The sequence below is a fragment of the Sinomonas atrocyanea genome, assembly GCF_001577305.1.
Lineage (GTDB): Bacteria > Actinomycetota > Actinomycetes > Actinomycetales > Micrococcaceae > Sinomonas > Sinomonas atrocyanea.
On the sequence record NZ_CP014518.1, the window covers coordinates 3,889,968 to 3,911,587 of the forward strand.

A 21,620-nucleotide genomic window follows, 5' to 3' on the forward strand; every position below is an offset into this window, starting at 1 on the left:
GCCCGGGGTGGGGCGCGCCCCCACGGTAGCGCCGGAGCCTCGGTGAGAGCTGGACGCGCGCCGGACGAGGGGCCTCCGCGCCGTCAGCGCAGCACGATGTCGACCGGGTTCGCCTGCGAGACCGGTCCCCCGGGCACCGCCGGGCCCTCGATGAGCCCGGACCGGTTGGTCCGCTTGTCCCGGAGGATCTCCGTCACGGACCCGAGGTAGCGCGAGAGGTCGATCACGTTCTCCGGGGCGGCGAGCAGCAGCTGGAAGCCGAACTCGTGCAGCGCCGCGATGCCCTGGCCGGCGAACTCCTCGGACGCGAGCACGAACGCCTCGTCCATCATGACGGTCCCGTAGCCGGTGAACCCGTGCTCGGCGATGCCCAGCTGGTAGCTCAGGGCTGCGGCCATGATGAACGCGGTGAAGCGCTGCCGCTCGCCGCCGGACATCGAGCCGGTGTCCGCGTGCACGAACACCTCGTCCCGCGCCGCGCCCGCGGGGTCCCGGGACACGCGGTGCTCCTTGCAGGAGATGAACACGTGGGCGCGCGTGTCGAGCACCTCGGCCCGCCACCGCCGGTCCTCGGGCGTCTGGGAGGCGAGCCGCTTCACGAGCGCCTCGAGCGTCTTGTAGCGGACGGTGAGCTGGTCCTCGCCGGCGCCGCCCCCGGCGGCGCCGCTCCCGGCGGCGGAGGGGCCGGCGTCGTGCGCCGCTGCGGCGGACGACGGCGCGTGGCGCGCCCTGAGCGCGGAGGCGATCGCATCCTTGAACTGCTTCGCGGACGCCGGGACCGTCTGGCGGATGTCCAGCTCGAGGTACGAGCCGTCGTGGAAGTCCACGCCGGCGAGGATCGAGTTCAGCGGCAGGATGCGGGCCGCGATGCCCCGGCGCTCCTCGTCGAGCAGGTGCAGCAGGGTCGAGAACGACTCGTGGGTGCGCTGGGCGAAGAACTCCCGGAACTGCGCCTCCTGCGCGGGCAGGCCCTCCGAGACGATCTGGCGGTAGCGGGCCTCGAACGCGGGCGCGGCGCCGATGGAGACGCCGTGGTCCGCCGCGACGACGGGGCCCCAGTCGCGCTGGAACTGCTCGAAGATGCGGGTGAGGCGCTCGGCGGCGCCCTGCGCGCGGCTCTCCGCCGCGTGGACGCGGGCGGCGAGCCGGCCGTGGACCTCGGCGGCGATCCGCTCGAGGTCGTGCTGGTCCTCGGCCTGGCCGAACTCGTCGAAGAGCGGGCCGAGCGTTCCGGTCGCCGCGGCCGACGGCGGGGCGTCGGCGAGGCGGGCGCGCGCGGCCTCGAGGAGGCGGTCGGCGGTGACGAGCTGGGAGTCGAGCTGGCGGTACTCGCTCTGGAGCACGGCCGCGGCCTCGGTGGAGGCCTGGTGCTCGGCGCGGGCCGCCTCGACCTTGGCGCGCAGCGGCTCGAGGTCGCCCTGGGCCGCGAGCGCGTCCTCGAGGCGGGTGCCGATGCGGCGCAGCTCGTCCTCGGCCGCCGCGGAGGAGACCTCCTCCCACGCCCGCTCGTCCCGGGCCACGCGCCGCAGCGCCTCGAGGCGGCGGGAGAGGCCCTGGTGGGAGTCCTCGCTGGCCTGGGCGGCCTCGGCCGCGGCGGCGAGGGAGGCCTCGAGCTCGAGGACCCGGGCGGCGAGGAGCTCGACCTTGGCCGCGTTGTCGAAGCCGAGGACGAAGTCCGCGCGCGCGGCGAAGCGGTCGTCCTTCTCCACGGTGCCGCGGCCGCGCTTGACCACGCCGCCGAGGCTCAGGCCGCGCTCCACGCCCGCGAGCTCGTCCGGGTCCTCGACGCACGTGTAGCCGAAGTCCACCGCGATGCGCTCGCGGAGGTAGTGGCCGGCGGGGCCGGGGGCCACCTCGAGCTTCGCGAGCAGGTCCCGCTCCCCCACCGAATCGAGGGCGAGCTCCGCGCCGGGGACGCGGCTGGAGAGGTCGACGGCGCGCAGCGCCCCGCGTACCGGGTTCGCGTCGAGCCACCGGGTCACCGCGGCGAAGTGCTGCCCCGGGACGAGCAGGGTCGTGGCCAGCGAGCGCAGGGCACGCTCGGCGGCCGGGCGCCACCGCTCCTGGTCCTCGGCGAGGTCGATCAGCTCGCCGCCGAACGGCATCTCGTCCTCGTCGAGACCGAGCGCCGCGGCGATCGCCGCACGGTTCTCGACCGCGTGCTGGGGCAGGAGGCTCTTGCTCTGAGCGAGGGCCGCGAGCTCGGAGCGTGCCTCGGCGAGCTCGCGCTTCGCGGTCGCGTGGGCCTCGAACGCGTCGAAGCGGGCCTCCCGCAGCGCCGCGGTGTCCCCCTCGAGCCCGGCGAGGGCCTCGGCGGCCTGGCGGTGCGCGGCCTCCCAGCCTTCGGCCGAGAACGCGAGGTCGAGGCCGGCGTCGTGCATCCCCGCCTTCGCGGCGGCCTCGACCTCACGGCGCAGGCGCAGCGCCACGGTCGCGTTGTCGCGGGCCTGCTCGAGCGCGGAGATCTGGTTGCCGCCGGCGCTGTTGTACTCGGCCTCGAGGGAGCGCAGCTCGGCGGCCAGGGCGTCGCGGCGGTGGCGCTCGGCGGAGAGCTCCTTCGCCTTGGCCTGGGCACGCTCGCGGATGCCGGCGATGAGCCGCTCCTGGACGGCGACCGCGTGGGACTGGCGGACGGCGTCGAAGGGCTCGTCGGCGAGCTCGCGCAGGCGCGCGGCCTCGGCCAGGGCCGCCTCGTACTCCTGGTTCAGGGCGGGGATGGGGGCGAGCTGGTCGCGCTGGAGCCGGATGTCCTCGAGCCGGGCCCGGATGGACATGAGGTTGCTGAACTCCTCGACCACCTCGTCGGCGGCCGCGAGCGTGGCGGGCGGGTCGAGGACCTGGTCCCGGAAGAAGCTGTTGACGCTGCCCCCGAGGCCCTTGCCCGCCTGGATGACGCGCAGGAGCGGGAGCGCCTGGTCGCTCGAGATGCCCAGGAGCCGGCGGAAGCGCTCGGCGAAGTTCTTGTGGACGTCGAAGACCTGCGCCTCGGGGAAGACGGCCTCGAGTCCGCTGCGGGTGAAGCGCCTGCCGGGGGTCTGCCCGATGATCCCCTCGACCGCGGCCACATCGAGCGGCACCGAGTCGATGAGGTAGAAGCGGCCTAGGCTGGACTCCGTGCCGTTCTTGGGCAGGTCGAACAGCGCCGTGAGCGTGTAGGCGGTGCCCGCGGCGTTGTCGAAGGTGAGGGCGACGGCGCTCCAGGTGGCCCCCGGGCGCTGGAACGCGCTCGCGCGGCCCTCCCCCACGGCCACGTCGCCGACCTTGCCGCGCATGTAGGTGTAGGTAGTGCGGCGGTCCTCGCTGTGCCCCGCGCGGGCCGCGGCGGCCTCATTGGAGCGCGGGCGCGCGTCGAACACGCGGGCGATCGCGTCGAACAGCGTCGACTTGCCCACGCCCGAGTTGCCCGTGAGCATGGTGCCCGCCCGGTCCACGTGCATCGTGTGGGCGCCGTGGAAGGTGCCCCAGTTGACCACCTGCACGAGGCTGAGCCGGTACTGGCCGGGGTTGACGGCCGTGCCGAGGGGGAGCATGGTCGCGACGCTCACAGGAGCCCCTCCGTCTCGTCCGATCCGCTGAGGCCACCCGGCGGGACCGCGACGTCATCCCCTGGGACCGCGGCGTCAGGGTCTGGGTCGTCGTCGAGAGGGTCGGCCCCGTCGGGGCGGTCCCGGCCCCCGGGCTCGCCCGCTCCCTCCCCGCCCACGGCGAGGTCCACGCCCAGGGCGGCCTGGCCGGCGTCGTCCGCCGGACCGCCGTCCCGCGAGGGCCCCGCCGCGGCGACGGCCTCGAGGTGCCGGGTGACGTCGCCGATGTTCTCGAACGGCAGGGCGAGCGGCAGGGCGTTGGAGATGAGGTACACGTCCTCGAGCGGGGTGGGGATGAGGAGGCGGCGGGCCTGGAGCTTGGCGACCGCACGGTTGACGGTGTCCGCATCGCGGAGCGCGTCCTGCTCCTCGGCGGGCTGGTAGTGGGCCACGACGTCGGCGAGCTCCTCGAGCGTGACCGTCGGCTCGGTCTGGGCCGTGGCATGCCGGTCGAGGAGCAGCCGGAGCCGCAGCAGCAGGATGGTCTCGACGCGGCTGAGCACGCGCTGCTGCCGCAGGACCGTGGCGCGCGACGCCGTGCCCAGCAGCTCGGGGTCCACCGGCCGCAGCACGGCGATCGTGCGCTCGTGGTCGATCTGGAGGCGGAGGAACAGCTCGGACAGCCGCGAGCGCAGCACGTCCTCATGGTCCAGGAGCGTGGTCCAGGCCTTCTCGTCGCGGCCGCCGTCGAGGTACGGACCCTTCAGGAGGCGGACCAGGACGTGGCGGACCCGCAGCGGGAGGACGCCCGTGTCGCCGTCGTACAGGGCGGTTCCCGGCACGAATGGCTCCTCCGGCATGACCTCGGCGTCCTCCGCGGTGACCTCGGCGTCCCGCGGCGTGACCTCGGCGGCTGTCTCCATCAGTTCTCCTCCCCGGAGGGCCCCGAGGCCTCCACGGTCACTTCCGCCTGTGGGACGAAGGCCATGCGCCGCGTCCCGTCGACCTGTTCGAACTCCAGCGGCGCCCAGGCGTCCCGGCCGAAGCCCACCCCCCGGTTGAGCAGGTGGGCGAGGAGCGCGCGGATCGAGTTGATGTGCTGCTCCTCGGCGGGCAGCTGGGACCAGATGTCGCCCAGCTGCGCCCGGCCTCCCCCGGCCTCGAGGGCCACGTCCACCGCCTCGCGCAGGGCTGCGGCCCGCGCCTTGGCGGTGCGGGCGGACCGGACGCGGTCCTCCCGGCCGAAGGAGATGGGATCCGCGAGCCGAGGCGGGGGCGCGAGCTCGTCCGGGTCGAAGAGCTTGACCATGGACAGGGACTCGAACTCGGCGCCGAACAGCTCGGGGGCGGGCGCGAACCCCGACTCCTCGCGGACGTACGGAAGCTGGCGGACCGCCTGCTCCGCGCGGCGGATCGCGTCGCGCAGGCGGACGGACTGGCGGTAGTCGTCGCTCTGGACGTAGGTGTTCAGGCTCTCCGAGAGCTTGCCGTAGATGCGCTGGATCTGGGCATTGGCCTCGCGCAGCTCCGCGACGAGGTGGCGCAGGGTCTCGCGCTCCTCGTGGCCGAGCCCGTCCGCGAAGTCGCGCGAGAGCACCTCGGAGATCGCCGCCCGGAAGCGCATCTGCTGCTCGGGGTCGTCCAGGAACGCCGTGAACGAGCGGAAGGTGCGGCCCTCGCTGGAGGCGCGCAGGCGCCGGTCCGCCTCGAGGACCTGGGCCATCGTGGCGCCCCTGGTCAGCGACTCCTCGATGATCTGGTTGCGCAGCTGGCCCACCGAGTCCTCGATGCGGTCCCGCATGCGCTTGAAGTCGGCCGGGACGCCGGCGGCAAGGTCGAGGATGTTCTCGGCGGCCTCCAAGGCCGTCTCGTCATCGAGGCTTCCGGTCTGCTCCCCGGCGCGCATGGCCCGCACGAGCTCGAGCCGCTCCTCGATCTCGGCCTCGAGGGCCTCGATCCTCGCGGTCGTGTCCGGGTTGGTCTCGCGGGCGAGCCTCTCCACGTCGCCGAGGAGCGTGCCGAGGCGCGAACCGGTCAGCGTCGACCGTTCGGAGGAGAGCGAGTCGAGGAACGCGAGCACGCGGGCCGCGGCCTCGGTGAGCTCGTACACGATCCGTCCGCCGTGCGAGCGGCGGGCGAGGAAGCGGCGGCGGGTCCAGTCGTCGGCCACGGAGCGGCCGGTCGCCGCGCCGGCGGTGGGGGCAGCCCCCGACGCGGCATCGTGCGCCCGGAGGTCCTCGAGGAAGGCGTCGAGCTCCTCGTGGAACTGCTCGAGCTCCACCTGCGGGCGGTTGCGCGAGAACGCGGTCTGCAGCGCCGCGATGGTCCACGGGGCCGAGCGGGTGAGGGCCCACGCGGGCCCCCGATGGAGCGACTCGAGCTCGGCGAGGCGAACCAGCATGGCGGACGACGGCGCTCCCGCCGGTGCGGGTCCCTCGCCGCGCGCCGGGGTACCCGCGGGCGGTGAGGCCTGCAGCGGTCGCGGAGAGGGTTCTGGCACGGCTGACCACTCTACCGGGCCTCCACCGGGCACCGCAGGAACCCGCCCGGCCGTTCCCCCGTTGGAACACGCGAGAGACTGCTCAGGCTGGGGATACAGAACTGTCGGTGGCCCGGGACATAATGGGCCTTGGCTGGTCTGGGGGGGAACCGCTCCTCGGTCGCGCAGCCCGCTGATTGCCGCCCGGCACCCCGGGCCTGAACGAGGAGCTCTGCGCCCCACGTGTTTCTGAAGACGTTCGGTTGGTCCTTCGGCGTGAGCGCTGTGGCGCTTGTCGTGGCCTTCCTCTACGGGGGGCCGCAGGCCCTCTTCCTCGCGCTCGTCCTCGGCATCCTCGAGGTGAGCCTGAGCTTCGACAACGCGGTGGTCAATGCCCGGATCCTCGAGCGCATGAACCCCTTCTGGCAGCGGATGTTCCTCACCGTCGGCGTCATCATCGCCGTGTTCGGCATGCGGGTGCTGTTCCCGCTGCTCATCGTCGGAGTCACGGCCAAGCTCAACCCGGTCGAGGCGGTCCAGCTCGCCCTCGCCAAGGGTCCGATCGACGAGCCGGGCACCTACGCCTACATCCTCCACCAGGCCCACCCGCAGATCGCGGCCTTCGGCGGCATCTTCCTGCTCATGATCTTCCTCGACTTCATGTTCGAGGACCGCGAGCTCAAGTGGCTGCACTGGTTCGAGGCGCCGCTGGCGAAGATCGGCAGGATGAACGGGGCCTCGCTCGTGGTGGGGCTCTTCGCCCTAGGCCTCATCGGCCAGCTCTCTGGCCCCGATCTGCAGGGCAGCGTCCTCATGGCCGGGATCTTCGGCATGGTGACCTACTTCCTCGTCCAGGGCCTCGGCGACCTCTTCGACACCGGCGAGGAGGAGGACGACGCCGAGGCGCCCGAGCCGGCGTCGGCGGCGAGGACTCGTCCCACCACGGCGGTCCAGGTGGCCGGCAAGGCAGCGTTCATGCTCTTCCTCTACCTCGAGGTCATCGACGCGTCGTTCTCGTTCGACGGCGTCATCGGCGCGTTCGCCATCACCTCGGACCCGATCATCATCGCCCTCGGCCTCGGCCTGATCGGTGCGATGTTCGTCCGCTCGCTCACGGTCTACCTCGTCCGCCAGGGCACCCTCGACGAATTCGAGTACCTCGACCACGGCGCCCACTGGGCCATCGGCGCCCTCGCCGTCATCCTCCTGATCACGATCCGGACCGAGGTCAGCGAGGTCATCACCGGCCTCATCGGCGTGGTCTTCATCGGGGCCGCCTTCCTGGGCTCCCTCCTGCGCAACCGGCGCAAGGCCCTCGAGCCCGAGCACGCCAGAACCGCCTGAGACACCGACCGCACCCTGTAGAGACGACGTAAGGAGCACACCGTGGGACTGAGCTTGCAGAAGGGGCAGGGCCTCTCGCTGACCAAGAAGGACGGGTCCGGCATGACGCAGGTCCGGCTCGGGCTGGGATGGGACGCCGTGGAGCAGCCCCGCAAGGGACTGTTCGGGAGCCTCTTCGGCGGCGGCGCGGCCGAGATCGACCTCGACGCCTCGGCCATCCTCTACAACGCCGGCCGCCAGCCGCTCGACACGGTCTTCTTCAACCAGCTCACGAGCAAGGACGGCTCCATCCGCCACACCGGGGACAACCTCACCGGTGCCGGCGAGGGCGACGACGAGACCATCATGGTCAACCTGCCCACCGTCAACGCCGCGGTCGAGCACATCGTCTTCGTCATCACCAGCTACTCCCAGCAGACCTTCAACGAAGTGCAGAACGCCTTCTGCCGGGTCGTGGACGACTCCGCCGCCGGCAGCCCCGAGGTGGCCCGCTACACCCTCACCGAGCAGGGGCCCACCACCGGCATGATCATGGCCAAGCTCTCCCGCGAGGGTGCAGGCTGGAAGTTCACGGCGATCGGGCAGCCGGCCAACGGCCGCACGGTGGGCGATCTCGTGGGCCCATCCGCCGCCGTCCTGTAGACCACCGAACAACAGCACAGCACAAGGAGCACCGTGGCAAGCCTCACCCTCAGCAAGGGCAGCAACCTCTCCCTGACCAAGGCCGACCCCGGCCTCACCCGCGCCATGGTGGGGCTCGGCTGGGACCCGCGCACCACAGCCGGGGAGATGTTCGACCTCGACGCGAGCGCCCTGCTCGTCTCGGCGCGCGGCAAGGTCCGCAGCAACGACGACTTCATCTTCTACAACCAGCTCGAGGCCAAGGACGGCTCGGTGGTCCACCAGGGCGACAACCGCACCGGCGAGGGCGAGGGCGACGACGAGCAGATCCTCATCGACCTGACCAAGGTGGCCGCCGACGTGGACAAGGTGGTCATCGTCGTCTCGATCGACCAGGCCGAGGCGCGGCGCCAGAACTTCGGCATGGTCCGCGGCGCGTTCTGCCGGGTGGTCAACGACGTCACCGGGCAGGAGGTGGTCCGCTACGACCTCACCGAGGACGCCGCGAGCGAGACCTGCATGATCTTCGCCGAGATCTACCGGCACGGTGGCGAATGGAAGTTCCGCGCGGTCGGCCAGGGCTACGCGAGCGGGCTGGCCGGCCTGGCGACCGACTTCGGCGTCGTCCTCGACTGACACCGCAACCACGACGGAAGAAGGAGCACTCCACATGGCGGGACTGACCCTGAGCAAGGGCGGCAACCTCTCCCTGACCAAGACCGACCCCGGCCTCACCAAGGCCATCGTGGGGCTCGGCTGGGATCCGCGCACGACGACGGGCGACGCCTTCGACCTCGACGCGTCGGCGCTGCTCGTCGGAGCCAACGGGAAGGTCCGCTCCGACGCGGACTTCATCTTCTACAACCAGAAGCAGACCCCGGACGGGTCGGTGACCCATCTGGGCGACAACCGGACCGGCGAGGGCGAGGGCGACGACGAGCAGATCCAGGTCGAGCTGACCAAGGTGGCGGCCGACGTCGAGCGCATCGTCGTGGTGGTGAGCATCGACCAGGCCAAGAGCCGCCGGCAGAACTTCGGCATGGTCCGCTCGGCCTACTGCCGAATCGTCAACGAGGGCACGAACGCCGAGGTGGTCCGCTACGACCTCTCCGAGGACGCCGCGAGCGAGACCTGCATGATCTTCGCCGAGCTCTACCGCAACGCCGGCGAATGGAAGTTCAAGGCTGTCGGCCAGGGCTACGCGAGCGGCCTCGCCGGCGTCGCCACCGACTTCGGCGTGAACCTCGGCTGACGCAGCCCTCCCACCCACTGTCCCAAGGAGCACCGCGATGTCCATCTCCCTGACCCCGCCGGACCCCACCGAGTCCGAGAACGCGCTCGTGCTGCAGGCGCCCGAGCCCGCCCCCGTCATCCAGGAGGAGCAGGCGCCGGGCATGGTCCCCGTCCCGGCCGAGCGCCAGAACGAGATCGCCACCCAGGCGAAGGCCTATGTGGCCGAGATCGCCGCGATGGACTCGCGCAGCCCGGAGTTCCAGCAGAAGGTCGAGGGCCTCAACCGGTTCGCCGGTCGGGAGATGGTCGCGTCCTCGGATGCCTCGAGCCGGATGCTCGAGCGTTCGAGCACCTCCCTCGCGAGCGCCAAGAAGTCGAACAACAGCGCGCAGATGTACGTCGCGTCCACGCTCGGCGAGCTGCGCACCACGGTCGAGGACCTCACTCCGAACCAGGAGCTGAGCACCGGCCGGAAGATCCTCGGCTTCGTGCCGGGCGGGAACAGGCTCGCCCGGTACTTCCAGCGCTACGAGTCCGCCCAGACCCAGCTGGACAAGATCATCAAGTCGCTCATGGCCGGCCAGGACGCGCTCATGAAGGACAACGCCTCGCTCGCCCAGGAGAAGACGAACCTCTGGGAGACGATGAAGCAGCTCTCCGAGTACGCGGTCTTCGCCCAGGAGCTGGACCGGGCCACGGTCGAGAAGATCGAGGAGGTCCGGCGCAGCGGGCAGGCCGAGCATGCGCAGCAGCTGGAGTCGGACGTGCTCTTCCCGGTGCGCCAGCGCCGGCAGGACATCCTCACCCAGCTCGCGGTCTCGGTGCAGGGCTACCTCGCGATCGACATGATCCGGAAGAACAACACCGAGCTCATCAAGGGCGTGGACCGCGCCCGGACCACGACGATCAGCGCCCTCCGCACCGCCGTGATCGTGGCGCAGGCGCTCGCCAACCAGAAGCTCGTGCTCGACCAGATCGACGCGATCAACACCACGACCAACAACATGATCCTGCGCACCTCCGAGATGCTGAAGGACCAGACCGCCCGCATCCACCAGCAGGCCTCGTCCTCCGGCGTCTCGGTCCAGACGCTCGAGAAGGCGTTCGCGAACATCTACCAGACGATGGACGCGATCGACACCTTCCGCGCGCAGGCGGCCAAGAGCATGGAGAGCACCGTGCAGGCGCTCGAGACGGGCCTCGAGAAGTCGCGGCCGTACATCGAGCGCGTGCGCCGGCAGGAAGGCAACGCGGACTAGACCTGGTCGTCGGCCTCGTCGTCGAAGCCGTCGTCGAATTCCTCCTCGCCCGCGGCCTCCTCCTCGTAGTCCACGACCGCGTCGTAGACCGCGTCGAGGGCCGCCACCGGGACATTGACCATGCCGTCCGAGGTGTCGAGGAGGCCAAGGGACTCGAGCTCGCGGATCTCGCGCATCAGGGCCTCGGAGAGGCTCTGCAGCTGCTGGGCGGCGCCGGGGCCCAGCTCCTCCTCGTCCTCCTCGGCCTCGCCGTCCTCGGCGAGTCCGGCGCCGAGGGAGGCCACGTCCTCGAGGGGAACGGCTGCTGGTGGACGGCGGCGGTGAGGATCGTGGTGAGCACGGCGGCGGTCTCGCCGTCGGGGGTCCCGGGCTCGCCGTCCGTGCACGCGGCGACCACGATCTCGGTGCCGAGGAACTGGGCCTCGAGCCGCCCGAGGCCGTCGCCGCCGCCCAGGTCCGCGGCGCCCTCGCCGGGGCGCGCCACGCCGCCGGCGGTGTCGATGAGCTCGGCGTTGACCATGGCCTCCCAGAGCCTGGCGGCGCGCTCCTCGGAGCCGACCAGCTCGGCGGCGGACGCCAGCGCCTCCGCCGGGAGGGTGGCATCCTCGGTGACCTCGCGCTCCGTGCCGAGCCACTCGAGCAGGGCCCGGGCGTGCCGCACGAACGGCGCCCCGGAGGCGAAGGCGGCGGCCTCCTCCTCGCTGGCCTGGGGCAGGGCCGCCCGGGGTCCCTCGTCGACGATCCCGCCGAGCGCCTCGGCCTGCGCGTCGAGCACCTCGGCGACGGCCTCGAGCTCCTCGGCCGTGCCCTCCCAGCGTGCGGACTCCTCGAGGAAGGTGAGCCAGTCGATCAGGGTGCCGATGACGTACCGCTGGTCGTCGACCGACTGGTCCTCGTTCTCCGCCGCGGCCGCGACGTCCTCGAGGAACGGCGGGAGGAAGCCGGCCACATGGTCGGGGTCGAGCCGGAGGGAGGGCGTGCCCTTGGCGAGGCTCGAGACGATCGTGAGGAACATCTTCACGACGGTGAGCTGGCCGGCCGCGAAGCCCGCGAGGTCGGCCTCCTCCCGCGAGGCCCACGCGACGTACTCGGGGGTGAGGCGGTCGATCATGAGGTCGATGCTGCGGCGCCGGCGCTCGTAGTCGCTCCTCGAGGTCGTGGTGCGCGGGCGGGTGTTCTTCGGCTTGCGCGTGCGGCTCTTCGGCATGAGAAGAGCGTACGCTGCCCGCGCACGACGGCGGGTCCCCGGCCACCGATCCCCGAGCCTGATCACAGCCCGAGCCGCTAAGGTGAATCCATGGTCGGGAAGTTCTTCGGATCGCTGTTCGGTGGGGCCGGGCGCGAGCCCGAGCATGGCCTCGACGAGCAGCTGCCCCTCACCCAGGCCCAGGAGCTCGAGCAGACGCGCGAGGCCCTCGGGGCGCTGCGCAGCGCGATCCGCCGCGCGGGCGCCGTGCTGCCCACCCTCGCGTCCTCCCGGGTCCGGCAGACCGATGATCTCCTGGCCGGGCTCATCGACTACATCGCCGAGCACGGCGCCTCCACCGAGCAGCGGGTCCTGCTCAACGCGATCGTCACCGACTACCTGCCCACGTCGCTGCGGGTGTACCGCGCCCTGCCGCCGTCGACGCACACGGACTCGAGCCCCGAGTCGGAGAAGCTGCTCGAGCAGCTCGACATCCTGCACTCCACCGCCCTGGATCTGGACAACCAGGTCCGCACCGGAGCCCTCGCCGAGCTGAGCGTCCACGGGCGCTTCCTGCAGGACAAGTTCGACGTCGGGGGCATCCGCCTCACCGCTCCGCAACCCCGAGAAGGAGACGCACTCTGATGGCCACGATGGTCGCAGGCAGCAATGCCGCGCTGACGGCGGAGAACCCCGGGCTCGGCGGGGTGATGGTGGCGATGGGCTGGCAGATCGTGCCCAGCAACGGCCCGCAGTCCGAGCTCACGTCGCTCGCGATCGTCTGCGGCGAGGACGGGCGTGCCCTCTCCCCCGAGCACCTCGTCTTCTTCAACCAGCTCACGACGGCGGGCGGCGGCGTCCGCTTCACCGGCGGCGAGGAGGGGGCCCCCGGGGCGACGCACGACCAGGAGCAGATCGACGTCGAGTTCGGCCTCATCCCGGCCGAGGTCGCCAAGATCGCGTTCCTGGCCTACGTGGACCCCGAGGTGCGCGGCCCCGGGACCTTCGGCGCCGTGCGCAGTGCCTACATCCGGCTCGCCCGGCCCGACGGCTCGGAGCTCCTGCGCTTCGACGTCCCGGAGCTGCACGGGGACCGGATCAAGGCCATGATGTTCGGCGAGCTCTACCGGCACCGCGACGACTGGAAGTTCCGGGCCCTCGGCCAGGGCTACGAGAACGGCCTCGCCGGCGTCTCGCGCGACTTCGGGCTCGACCTCTGATGAAGGGCCTGGCGGGCTCGGACGTGCCGTTCATGACCCGGCGGGTCAAGGCGCCGGTCCCGGCGCCTGCGCCGTCACCGGCTGAGCGGCCGGCGCCCGCGCGCCGGGACCCCCTCGACCTCGGGGAGCCCACGGTCCCGGCGCCGCCGCCCGGCCGCGCGCCCTCCACCGGCCTCGACCTCGCCCCGGCGGCCGGGCGCGCAGCTGCCGAGCGCCCAGTACCCGGGCTGGCAGTATCCGGGCGCGCGGTATCCGGGCTCCCGGCAGGTGCGCACGGCCCGAGCCCGGCCCCCGCCACGCCCGAGTCGCGACTGTACCCGGCCCCCGCGTTCGGCAGGCTCCACCAGCTCGCGGAGGGCAACGCCGTCGTGCGCCTGAATCCCCGGCAGTCCGGGATCGGGTCCCTCTTCGTCACGGGCGCGCGCGGCACGGCGTGGGAGGGCGAGGACCGCACCACCGGGGCGCAGAGCGTGCACCGGGAGCAGATCGGCACCCCCATCCCGACCCCCGGGAACCGGCCGCTGGTCGGCTTCGTTAATCGGGACGCCGTCGTGGTGCTGCGCCATGTGCGCAGGCTCCGCCGGGCCCTGTTCATCGGGGCCGGGGGAACCATGACGGTCCAGACCTTCGACGGCTCGGCCATCGCGGTCCAGGGCACCCTGGGCCCGGGCCAGCGCACGGTCCTGACCGCGACCCGGATCGGCGCGCTCCTCGAGCTGCGCGCCGAATCGGTCCCCGAGGACTGGGACGACGGGGAGATCTGGCGCGAGTTCGCGTTCACGATGACCGTGGGACTGGGAGGCCTGCGGCGCTAGCCAGGCCCGGCCGCGCACCCGGCCGGCCCGACCACCGGCCCCGCCGCGCCCGGGGACGGACACGCACCGCTCTTGCACGCACCGACACCTGGGGGACCCCGTGCTGCACTACTCGTACCTCACCGCGAGCACCCGCGAGCGGCTCTTCGCCCGCCGGCCCCGCGAGCTCGGCCCCGACAGCGGCGCGGAGGCCCTCGCCGTCGGCCTCGGCGCCACGCTCTACACGCCCGGCACCCGGCCGGGCCTCGCCGAGGGAATCCTGCGCCGCGCCCGCTCCGGCTGCACGAGCACCGTGCTGTGCCTCGAGGACGCCGTTCCCGACTCGGCCGTGGAGAGCGCCGAGGACAACGTGGCCGGGGCCCTGGCCGAGCTCGCCGGACTCGACGCGCCGGCCCGGGCGCGGACGCTGCCGCTGCTGTTCGTGCGGCCCCGCTCCCCCGAACAGCTGCTCGCCCTCGGCCGGCGGCTCGGGGACGCGGCGGGCGTCCTCACGGGCTTCGTGCTGCCCAAGTTCGAGAACGCCTCGGGCCGCGCGGAGCGTTTCCTCGAAGCCCTCGAGCAGCTCAACGCCGAGCTCTCGCTGCAGGCGCCCCTGCGGGCCATGCCCATCATCGAGCATCCCGTGACCACGCACCGCGAGAGCCGGCCGGAGGCCCTGATCGCGGTCCGCGACCTGCTCGAGGCCCACCGCGAGCTCATCCTGTCGGTGCGGATCGGGGCGACGGACATCGCCTCCGCCTACGGGCTGCGCCGCTCGCGCGACCTGACCATCTACCACGTGGCCGTGGTCGCGGAGGTGATCGCCGACGTCGTGGGCATCCTCGGCCGGGCCGACGGCGGGTGGGTCATCTCGGGCCCCGTCTGGGAGCACTACACCAACACCGAGCGGATCCTGCGGCCCCTCCTGCGCGCGACCCCCTTCGACGCGGCCAACTCGGGCGTGCTGCGCGAGCAGCTGCTCGGCGCGAACCTCGACGGGCTCCTGCGGGAGATCGAGCTCGACCTCGCCAACGGCCTGCTCGGCAAGACCGTGATCCACCCCTCCCACGTCCCGCTCGTGCACGCGCTCCACGTCGTGGCGCACGACGAGTACCTCGATGCCGTGGACATCATGGCCGCCGAGGGCGGCGGGGCGGTGGCGTCCCGCTCGGGCGTGCGGATGAACGAGGCCAAGCCCCACCGGGCCTGGGCGCGCCGCACCCTCCTGCGCGCCGACGCGTTCGGCGTCGCCCGCCCGGACGTGACCTTCGTGGACCTGCTGGAAGCGAGCATGAAATGACGGACACCGCCGAGGTCACCCCCCTGGACCGCGACGTCACCCCGCCGGAGCGCGAGTGGCCCGGGACCGTGGTCCGCGACCGGCTCGGGATCATCCTGACGACGGCGCCCGGCAGCCTCCTGCCCGTCGACGCGCTCGTGGGCCTCGCGGTGCGGCGCAACCCCAAGCGCGCCCAGCTGCTCGTCTCGCGCGTCCTCGCCAAGCACGTGCCCACTCCGCCGGCGGTCGCGCTCGGCGCCGCGCGGCTCCTCGGCGCGGCCGTGGCCCGCGAGCTGGGGCTCGGCCCCGCCGGCGGCGCCGCCCCCGGCCCCCCTCTGGAGGAGGCCGCCCGGGCGCTCCTGGCCCGCCTCGCCGGGGACGCGCCGTCGGACGCGCAGCCCCTCCGCTTGCCCGCGCCGCCCGCCGGCGGCGAGCAGATCGCGACCCTCGGCTACGCCGAGACCGCCACCGGCCTGGGGCACGCCGTCGCCGAGCACCTCGGCTCGTACTACCTCCACTCCACCCGGCTGAGCACGCCCGTACGTCCCTTCGGCGGCTTCGAGGAGGAGCACTCGCACGCGACCGGGCACACCCTCGTGCCCGGCGACCCCACCCGGCTCGCCCGCGCCGCCACGGTGGTGCTGGTCGACGACGAGCTCTCCACCGGCCGCACGGTCCTCAACACGGTGCGGGAGCTGCACGCCGCGTGGCGCCCGCGGACAACGCACGACGCCGGCCCCTCCGGCGCGGCGCCGCCTCGCCGGCGGTACGTGGTCGCCACCCTGGTCGACCTCCGCGGCGCCGAGGACCGCGCCGAGTTCGAGCGGCTCGCCGGGGAGCTCGGATGCGGGCTGACGGTCGTGGCGCTCGGGGAGGGCTCGGTCTCGCTGCCTGCCGACGTCCTCGCCAGGGCCGCGCACTGGCTGGCCGAGTCCCCCGGCCCCGACCTCGCGCGCCCACGGGCTGACCTCACGCGCCCACAGGGGCACCTCGCGCACCCATGGGGTGACCTCGGCGCGGTGCGGAGCGCCCGGTTCGGCGTCGACACGGCGGGCCCGCACGGGGTCCGGCTCGCCGACCTGGCCGCCCCCGCCGCGCGCGCCGCGGCGGCCGCCCTTGCCGGGAAGGGGCTCCCGCGGACGGCCCGGGTCCTGGTCCTCGGCGCGGAGGAGCACCTCGCGCTGCCCCTCGCCGTCGCCGACGCCCTCACCGCCGACTTCCCGGGCACCCTCTTCTCCTCGACCACCCGCTCCCCGGTACACGTCCACGACGAGCCGGGCTACGCGGTCCGCTCGGCGCTCACGTTCTCCTCCCACGACCACGCCCTCGACGGCGCCCCGGGCACCGGCCGCCGCCACGCGTACAACGTCGTGACCGCCGGCGAGCGCTTCGATGCCATCGTCTACGTGCCCGAGCCCGGCACGGCGCCCGAGGACCTCTCCATGGCGGGCCTGCCCGGCACCGGGGCCCACGGCGAGCCCAGTGTCACCGAGGCCCTCGCGCGGGCGGCGGGCACCGTCGTCGTGCTCCACCTCGGGGCCGAGCCGGCGTACCCGGAGCCGCTGCGCGGCGGCACGCACCCCGGGGCGTTCGGCTCGTACCCGCCCGAGGACGTCGGATGGCTGCTCAAGGACCTCTCCGGCGCGCGCCTCGAGGCGCCGGCCCACGAGCGCGAGGCCGCGATCCAGTCCGGCCGGGCGAGCTACGCGGAGTCCCTGCCGCAGGAGTACGAGCCGAGCCCCGAGTACCAGGCCCTCTTCCGCGAGGCGCTCGCGGCGTCCGGCGCGCGGATCGCGCAGGCGGTCGCCGACGTCACCGAGCAGGTCCTCGCCCTGCGCGGGCGGGAGCCGGTGCTCGTCTCGCTCGCCCGGGCCGGGACCCCCGTCGGGGTGCTCATGCGCCGGTGGGCCGCGCACGCCCACGGCCTCGACGTGCCGCACTACACGATGAGCATCGTGCGCGGACTCGGGATCGACGCGAACGCGCTCCGCTGGCTGCTCACCCGCCACCGGCCCGAGCAGATCATGTTCGTGGACGGGTGGACGGGCAAGGGCGCGATCACGCGGGAGCTCGCCGCGGCTCTCGAGGACTTCGCCAACTCGGACGGCGTGCGCCTCTCCCCCGAGCTCGCCGTCCTGGCCGACCCCGGGCAGTGCGTGCGCGTGTCCGGCACGCGCGACGACTTCCTCATCCCCTCCGCGTGCCTGAACTCGACGGTCTCGGGGCTCGTCTCCCGCACGGTGTTCAACCGCGCGCTGATCGGCCCGCACGAGACGCACGGGGCCAAGTTCTACCGCGAGCTCGCGCCGCGGGACGTCTCGAACGAGTTCGTCGATGCGGTGGCGGCGCGCTTCCCCGACATCCGCCCGGGGCTGCCCGGGCCCCTCACGGCGCCGACGTGGGCGGGGTGGGCCGCCGTGGAGCGCATCGCCGCCGAGCAGGGCCTCGGGCCCCTCCGCAGCGCCGTGAACCTCGTCAAGCCCGGCGTCGGGGAAACCACCCGCGTGCTGCTGCGCCGCGTGCCCTGGAAGGTGCTCGCCCGCCCGGAGCTGCTCGCCACGGACGACGCCGGCCGCCTCCTGTGCGGGGACCTCGCCCACGTGCTGCTGCTCGCCGCCCAGCGGGGGTGCCGGTGGAGCCGGCAGAGGGGCTGCCGTACAGCTGCGTGGGGCTCATCCACCCGCGCTTCACGCCCGGCGCGACGGGCGCCGACGGGAAGGCGGTGGCCGATGTCTAGGACGGTGGTGGCGTGCGACCTCGACCGCACCCTCATCTACTCCGCCCGCGCCCTCCACCTCGAGGGCCCTGACCGGGACGCGCCCCGGCTCGTGGTGAGCGAGGTCTACGAGAACGCCCCACTGAGCTACATGACCCGGGCGGCCGAGGACCTCCTGCACGAGCTGCTCGGCCGCGCCGTCCTCGTCCCCGTGACCACCAGGACCCAGGCCCAGTTCGCCCGCGTCCAGCTGCCGGCGACCCCCTACGCGATCACCACCAACGGCGGGGTCCTCCTGCACGGCGGGACGCCCGACGGCGCGTGGTCCGCCCGGGTGCGCGGCGCCGTCGCCCGCGGGTCCGCACCGATCGGCGAGGTTCTGGCACGGGTGTGCGAGAACGCTCCGCCCTGGGTGGACCGGGTCCGGACCGCCGAGGACCTGTTCGCCTACGCGATCGTGGACCGGGCCGCGCTGCCGGCGGGATGGCTGGCGGACCTCTCCGGCTGGTGCGCCGGGCGCGGCTGGGTCGTCTCGCTCCAGGGCCGCAAGCTCTACTGCGTCCCCTCGGCCGTGACCAAGGAGTCCGCCGTCGCCGAGGTCATGGAGCGCGTCGGGGCGAGCGGGCTCGTCGCGGCCGGAGACTCGCTCCTGGACCGGGGCCTGCTCGAGCTGGCCGACCTCCCGCTGCGCCCCCGGCACGGCGAGCTCGAGGACGCCGGATACACCCGGCCGGGGCTGCGGGTGACGGAGAGCGCCGGGGTCCTGGCAGGCGAGGAGATTCTCCGGGCGGCGCTGGAGGCGGCCACGGTCCCCTCGGGCCCTCAGGCGGCGGGGGCCGAGGCGTCCTTGGCCCACTCCTCGGCCATGAGGCGGTAGGAGCGCTCGCGCATCGCGGGATCGTGGGCGTAGCCGGTGAGGATGATCTCGTCGATCCCGTACGAGGCCGCGAAGACCCGCAGGAACTCTGCCGCCTCGCCGGGGGTGCCGACGGCGGAGAAGCGCAGCGCCGAGGTGGCCATCTGCTCCTCGTGCGGGGCCCAGTCCATCTCGCGGACCGGCGGACGCAGCGGCCCGCGGGTGCCCCGCCGGATCGCCACGAACATCTGCTGGTGGGTGGTGAAGAGGAACTCCGCCTCCTCGCGGGTGGGGGCAACCATGAGGTTCGCACCGGCCATGACGTACGGCTCGGAGATCTGCGCGGTCGGGGCAGAGGGGTTGAACATCTGCCGGTACGTCCAGACCGCCTCCGAGAGCTGGAATGGGGCGAAGTGGCTGGCCGCCGCGAACGGCAGGCCGAGCTGGCCCGCAATGGCGGCGCCCGCCGTCGAGCTTCCGAGGACCCACAGCGGGACGTGGGTGCCTCGGGCCACGGCGGCGTGGACTCCTTGGGACAGCTGCACGCTCACGGCGTCGTCCTCCTGCTCGCCGAAGAACCAGGCGAGGAGCCGGATGTTGGCGGCGAAGGCGCCCTCGCCGTCGTCCCGGGCGCCGCGGCGCAGGAGCGCCGCCGTGCGGGGGTCCGTCCCGGGCGCGCGCCCGAGGCCGAGGTCGATCCGGTCGCCGTACAGGTTCGCGAGCGTGCCGAACGCCTCGGCGACGGCGAGGGGCGCGTGGTTCGGGAGCATGATGCCGCCGGAGCCGACGCGCAGGGTGGACGTGTTCGCGGCCGCGTTGGCGATCAGCAGCGCGGTGGCGCTCGAGGCGAGGGCGTCCGTGTTGTGATGTTCGGCGTACCAGAGCCGCCGGTAGCCGGTCTCCTCTGCGAGGCGTGCGAGCCTGGTCGCGGCAGCCAGCGCGCCGGCCACGTCGGAGCCCTCCACGACGGGAGCGAGGTCAAGGATGGAAAGTGCGGTCACAAGGGCGGCAACCGGCCCGCGGACCGAGATGTTCCCGAGACAAGTGTGAGCCTGATGTCACGTTGGGTAACAGGTCCGTTGCGTTTCAGCAACGTCCACGATTCCGGGTGTTACTGGCGGGGCGCGCGGGAAAGAATGAAGGGGTTGTGGCCGGTGCCGGGGACACCCGAGCTCGTGGGAGGAGCTGCTGTGGACGATGCGTTGATGGTGACGAACCTTGTGTACTTCGGGACGCTCATGATCGGGGGCGCGCTCCTGCTGTTCCTCACCGTGGCCACCGTCATCACGCTGATGATCGCCGGCGCTGGCCAGGGGGTCGCATCGGTGAGCATGGCCGTGCTGCGGGCTGCGCGCGGACTCGTCGATCGGGTGCTCGCCCAGCGCGCGGCCGCGGTCGAGGGCCCTGCCGCAGAGACCGAGGACGCCCGCGCCGAGTACGCGCGCCGGGCGGTGATCGCCAAGGCGGACGCGCTCCTCGCCGCGAAGCAGGCCTCCGCCACAGCCGCCTCCGCCTCCGCCGCGGAATCGCGTGGCCCGCGGGCCATCGACGCCGAGGACGCGCAGCCCGCCGACGAGGAGGTCGCGATACCGGCTCTCGCGCCCGCCCTGGCCGTCGCCCAGGCTCCTGCCCCGATCGAAGACCACCCGGCGCCGGCGCGCCCGAGCGAGCCCGCCGCCGTCGCCCGCATGCGCCCCGCCCGTCCGCTCCCCGCCCGGCCCGGGCCGCACACGGGGACCCAGCCGATCCTCGTGGTCAGCCGGGCGAGCTGACTGGGCAGTCACAGCCCCTGGGCCCGGTGCCGCGCGAGCCGCGGTGCCGGGCCCCTTTCCGTGTGGAGTTCTCCCCATCGCGGTGGGCTCTGGGCGGCGTATAGCGTGGAGCCAAGTCCACGGGGGAAGCCCGAGGGGCAGGACGGAAGGAAAGACCATGGCTATTCAGCAGGGCGCCAACGTTGCCGAGCTCCGCGGTGTCGCGAAGCAGTTCGATGCGAAGGCCAACGAGGTGGACCAGATCAAGAACAACCTCAATGCGCTGATCAACAACAACATCCCGGCCAACTGGGCCGGCCGCGACGCCGAGCAGTTCAAGGGCGAGTGGCAGGCCACGGGCATGAAGTCCCTGGCCAAGCTCGTCGAGCAGCTGCGCGACGCCTCGCGCACCATGAACACCAACGCCACGGCCCAGGAGCAGACCTCCAGCAGCCTGCACTAGCAGCCCACCGCGGCCCCCGTGCCGCCGCGCTCACCGAGCGCTGACCGGGCGCTGACCGGGCGCTGACCGCGAGAGGCCCCACGGCACCAGCCGTGGGGCCTCTCCCGCTGTCCGGCTCCCTTGCTGGAGTCCCGGGGGTCCTGCTGCGGCCGGGCCTGGTGGGGCCGCTCGGGCCTGTGCGGTGGGTGTCCCGCGCTGGCCGTCGCCGCGCCGTCCGGGCCGGTGGGTCCGTCGGGCTGACTGCTACCATCAGAGCAACCGGCGAGCACCAGTGACAACAGGGACGCCCGCTGATGGTCAATCTGACCAGCCCCGAACCGTTTCAGCCGCGGAGAGTGATCAGAACGCAGCAGCTTGACCGCACCGACCGCCGCATCCTCCTCGCACTGGACGAGGACCCGCGCGCGCCCATCATGGTGCTCGCCCAGCGCCTGGGCCTCGCGCGCGGGACCGTGCAGTCCCGGCTCGAGCGCATGGCCGCGAGCGGCGTGCTCCGCGCCAGCAGCACACGGGTGCACCCCGAGGGGCTGGGCCGCGGCGTCCTCGCCGAGGTCAGCGCCGAGCTGGACCAGAGCCACATCAACGAGGCCGTCGCCGCGCTGCGCCGGATCCCCGAGGTCCTCGAGTGCCTGGCGCCGGCCGGGGACACCGACCTCCTCATCCGCGCCGTCGCCACGAGCCCCGACGACCTCTACCGCGTGTCCGAGGAGATCCGGCTGTGCCCGGGCATCCGGCGCACGTCGACCCGCATGATCCTGCGCACGGTCATCCCGTACCGGACCACCGCGCTCCTCGAGGCGGAGGACGGCGGGGACGGGGCGCCGTCGCCCGCCGCCCCGGCCCCGCGCAGGCGCCCCCTCCCCTGACCGTTTCGGGTACGCATCTCGTCGCCCTT

General features: G+C 73.3%; 19 protein-coding genes. 13 read left to right on the plus strand and 6 right to left on the minus strand.

From position 1 onward, the window contains the following. Positions 1 to 83 precede the first annotated feature (83 nt). The 3 genes from SA2016_RS17845 to SA2016_RS17855 are packed head-to-tail and all read right to left on the minus strand — an operon-like array spanning position 84 to position 5,925. Positions 84 to 3,545 carry an ATP-binding protein gene (locus tag SA2016_RS17845; RefSeq protein WP_066500731.1) on the minus strand — a complete coding sequence of 1,154 codons (3,462 nt, stop codon included), beginning with the start codon at positions 3,543 to 3,545 and terminating at the stop codon, positions 84 to 86. Next, entirely contained in the window at positions 3,542 to 4,447 is a 906-nt protein-coding gene (locus SA2016_RS17850) for a DUF4194 domain-containing protein (protein ID WP_084249622.1), read from the minus strand. The genes SA2016_RS17845 and SA2016_RS17850 overlap by 4 nt, the downstream gene beginning before the upstream one ends. Continuing rightward, positions 4,447 to 5,925 carry a DUF3375 family protein gene (locus SA2016_RS17855; RefSeq protein WP_066500733.1) on the minus strand — a complete coding sequence of 493 codons (1,479 nt, stop codon included), beginning with the start codon at positions 5,923 to 5,925 and terminating at the stop codon, positions 4,447 to 4,449. The genes SA2016_RS17850 and SA2016_RS17855 overlap by 1 nt, the downstream gene beginning before the upstream one ends. A 321-nt stretch (positions 5,926 to 6,246) precedes the next feature. Between SA2016_RS17855 and SA2016_RS17860 the strand changes: the two genes are divergently transcribed. The 5 genes from SA2016_RS17860 to SA2016_RS17880 are packed head-to-tail and all read left to right on the plus strand — an operon-like array spanning position 6,247 to position 10,460. After that, positions 6,247 to 7,347 (plus strand): DUF475 domain-containing protein, encoded by a 1,101-nt coding sequence (locus tag SA2016_RS17860; RefSeq protein WP_066500735.1) that lies wholly within the window; start codon positions 6,247 to 6,249, stop codon positions 7,345 to 7,347. A gap of 42 nt (positions 7,348 to 7,389) precedes the next feature. After that, entirely contained in the window at positions 7,390 to 7,989 is a 600-nt protein-coding gene (locus SA2016_RS17865; protein WP_066500739.1) for a TerD family protein, read from the plus strand. A 33-nt stretch (positions 7,990 to 8,022) separates the two neighbouring features. Next, on the plus strand, positions 8,023 to 8,604 hold the full coding sequence (locus tag SA2016_RS17870; protein WP_066500740.1) for a TerD family protein: 582 nt from the start codon (positions 8,023 to 8,025) through the stop codon (positions 8,602 to 8,604). Between the two features lie 34 nt (positions 8,605 to 8,638). Further along, positions 8,639 to 9,220 (plus strand): TerD family protein, encoded by a 582-nt coding sequence (locus tag SA2016_RS17875; RefSeq protein ID WP_066500743.1) that lies wholly within the window; start codon positions 8,639 to 8,641, stop codon positions 9,218 to 9,220. A gap of 37 nt (positions 9,221 to 9,257) precedes the next feature. Next, positions 9,258 to 10,460 carry a toxic anion resistance protein gene (locus SA2016_RS17880; protein ID WP_066500745.1) on the plus strand — a complete coding sequence of 401 codons (1,203 nt, stop codon included), beginning with the start codon at positions 9,258 to 9,260 and terminating at the stop codon, positions 10,458 to 10,460. Here SA2016_RS17880 and SA2016_RS17885 read toward each other — a convergent pair. Beyond that, the gene (locus tag SA2016_RS17885) at positions 10,457 to 10,744 is read right to left on the minus strand and encodes a hypothetical protein (protein ID WP_066500747.1); all 288 of its coding nucleotides are present in this window, start codon (positions 10,742 to 10,744) and stop codon (positions 10,457 to 10,459) included. The genes SA2016_RS17880 and SA2016_RS17885 overlap by 4 nt on opposite strands. Then, positions 10,636 to 11,667 carry a hypothetical protein gene (locus SA2016_RS17890; RefSeq protein WP_066500748.1) on the minus strand — a complete coding sequence of 344 codons (1,032 nt, stop codon included), beginning with the start codon at positions 11,665 to 11,667 and terminating at the stop codon, positions 10,636 to 10,638. Before SA2016_RS17890 ends, SA2016_RS17885 begins: the two co-directional genes overlap by 109 nt. A gap of 90 nt (positions 11,668 to 11,757) precedes the next feature. On the opposite strand from SA2016_RS17890, the gene SA2016_RS17895 reads away from it, so the two are divergent. The 5 genes from SA2016_RS17895 (at position 11,758) to SA2016_RS17915 (ending at position 18,532) form a co-directional block, all read left to right on the plus strand. Further along, entirely contained in the window at positions 11,758 to 12,291 is a 534-nt protein-coding gene (locus SA2016_RS17895) for a hypothetical protein (RefSeq protein ID WP_066500751.1), read from the plus strand. Continuing rightward, complete coding sequence (locus SA2016_RS17900) at positions 12,291 to 12,866, plus strand: TerD family protein (RefSeq protein ID WP_066500757.1); 576 nt, start codon at positions 12,291 to 12,293, stop codon at positions 12,864 to 12,866. The genes SA2016_RS17895 and SA2016_RS17900 overlap by 1 nt, the downstream gene beginning before the upstream one ends. Then, positions 12,866 to 13,681, plus strand: a complete 816-nt coding sequence (locus SA2016_RS17905; protein ID WP_066500759.1) for a hypothetical protein — start codon at positions 12,866 to 12,868, stop codon at positions 13,679 to 13,681. The genes SA2016_RS17900 and SA2016_RS17905 overlap by 1 nt, the downstream gene beginning before the upstream one ends. Positions 13,682 to 13,781: 100 nt before the next feature. Beyond that, positions 13,782 to 14,960, plus strand: a complete 1,179-nt coding sequence (locus tag SA2016_RS17910; RefSeq protein WP_066500762.1) for an HpcH/HpaI aldolase/citrate lyase family protein — start codon at positions 13,782 to 13,784, stop codon at positions 14,958 to 14,960. Continuing rightward, positions 14,957 to 18,532 (plus strand): phosphoribosyltransferase domain-containing protein, encoded by a 3,576-nt coding sequence (locus SA2016_RS17915; protein WP_257125790.1) that lies wholly within the window; start codon positions 14,957 to 14,959, stop codon positions 18,530 to 18,532. The genes SA2016_RS17910 and SA2016_RS17915 overlap by 4 nt, the downstream gene beginning before the upstream one ends. Here SA2016_RS17915 and SA2016_RS17925 read toward each other — a convergent pair. After that, the gene (locus SA2016_RS17925; RefSeq protein ID WP_066500767.1) at positions 18,478 to 19,512 is read right to left on the minus strand and encodes an LLM class flavin-dependent oxidoreductase; all 1,035 of its coding nucleotides are present in this window, start codon (positions 19,510 to 19,512) and stop codon (positions 18,478 to 18,480) included. The two genes, SA2016_RS17915 and SA2016_RS17925, sit on opposite strands and share 55 nt — an antisense overlap. Before the next feature lie 204 nt (positions 19,513 to 19,716). Here SA2016_RS17925 and SA2016_RS17930 point away from each other — a divergent pair, with 204 nt between their 5' ends. The 3 genes from SA2016_RS17930 to SA2016_RS17940 all read left to right on the plus strand — a co-directional run bounded on the left by SA2016_RS17930 (position 19,717) and on the right by SA2016_RS17940 (position 21,591). After that, a complete protein-coding gene (locus SA2016_RS17930; RefSeq protein ID WP_141305558.1) occupies positions 19,717 to 20,283 on the plus strand; it encodes a hypothetical protein in 567 nt (188 codons plus the stop codon). A gap of 157 nt (positions 20,284 to 20,440) precedes the next feature. Further along, positions 20,441 to 20,725: a WXG100 family type VII secretion target gene (locus SA2016_RS17935; protein ID WP_066497083.1), complete on the plus strand. Its 285-nt coding sequence runs from the start codon at positions 20,441 to 20,443 to the stop codon at positions 20,723 to 20,725. Positions 20,726 to 21,018: 293 nt separating this feature from the next. After that, positions 21,019 to 21,591 carry an Lrp/AsnC family transcriptional regulator gene (locus SA2016_RS17940; protein WP_084249623.1) on the plus strand — a complete coding sequence of 191 codons (573 nt, stop codon included), beginning with the start codon at positions 21,019 to 21,021 and terminating at the stop codon, positions 21,589 to 21,591. The last annotated feature ends 29 nt before the right edge of the window (positions 21,592 to 21,620 follow it).

Excerpts from the sequence above, each read along its gene's own strand:
- SA2016_RS17850 (WP_084249622.1), bottom strand. The coding sequence starts at position 4,447 with ATGGAGACAGCCGCCGAGGTCACGCCGCGGGACGCCGAGGTCACCGCG.
- SA2016_RS17855 (WP_066500733.1), bottom strand. The coding sequence starts at position 5,925 with ATGCTGGTTCGCCTCGCCGAGCTCGAGTCGCTCCATCGGGGGCCCGCG.
- SA2016_RS17875 (WP_066500743.1), top strand. The coding sequence starts at position 8,639 with ATGGCGGGACTGACCCTGAGCAAGGGCGGCAACCTCTCCCTGACCAAG.
- SA2016_RS17880 (WP_066500745.1), top strand. The coding sequence starts at position 9,258 with ATGTCCATCTCCCTGACCCCGCCGGACCCCACCGAGTCCGAGAACGCG.
- SA2016_RS17890 (WP_066500748.1), bottom strand. The coding sequence starts at position 11,667 with ATGCCGAAGAGCCGCACGCGCAAGCCGAAGAACACCCGCCCGCGCACC.
- SA2016_RS17895 (WP_066500751.1), top strand. The coding sequence starts at position 11,758 with ATGGTCGGGAAGTTCTTCGGATCGCTGTTCGGTGGGGCCGGGCGCGAG.
- SA2016_RS17900 (WP_066500757.1), top strand. The coding sequence starts at position 12,291 with ATGGCCACGATGGTCGCAGGCAGCAATGCCGCGCTGACGGCGGAGAAC.
- SA2016_RS17905 (WP_066500759.1), top strand. The coding sequence starts at position 12,866 with ATGAAGGGCCTGGCGGGCTCGGACGTGCCGTTCATGACCCGGCGGGTC.
- SA2016_RS17915 (WP_257125790.1), top strand. The coding sequence starts at position 14,957 with ATGACGGACACCGCCGAGGTCACCCCCCTGGACCGCGACGTCACCCCG.
- SA2016_RS17930 (WP_141305558.1), top strand. The coding sequence starts at position 19,717 with ATGGTGACGAACCTTGTGTACTTCGGGACGCTCATGATCGGGGGCGCG.
- SA2016_RS17935 (WP_066497083.1), top strand. The coding sequence starts at position 20,441 with ATGGCTATTCAGCAGGGCGCCAACGTTGCCGAGCTCCGCGGTGTCGCG.
- SA2016_RS17940 (WP_084249623.1), top strand. The coding sequence starts at position 21,019 with ATGGTCAATCTGACCAGCCCCGAACCGTTTCAGCCGCGGAGAGTGATC.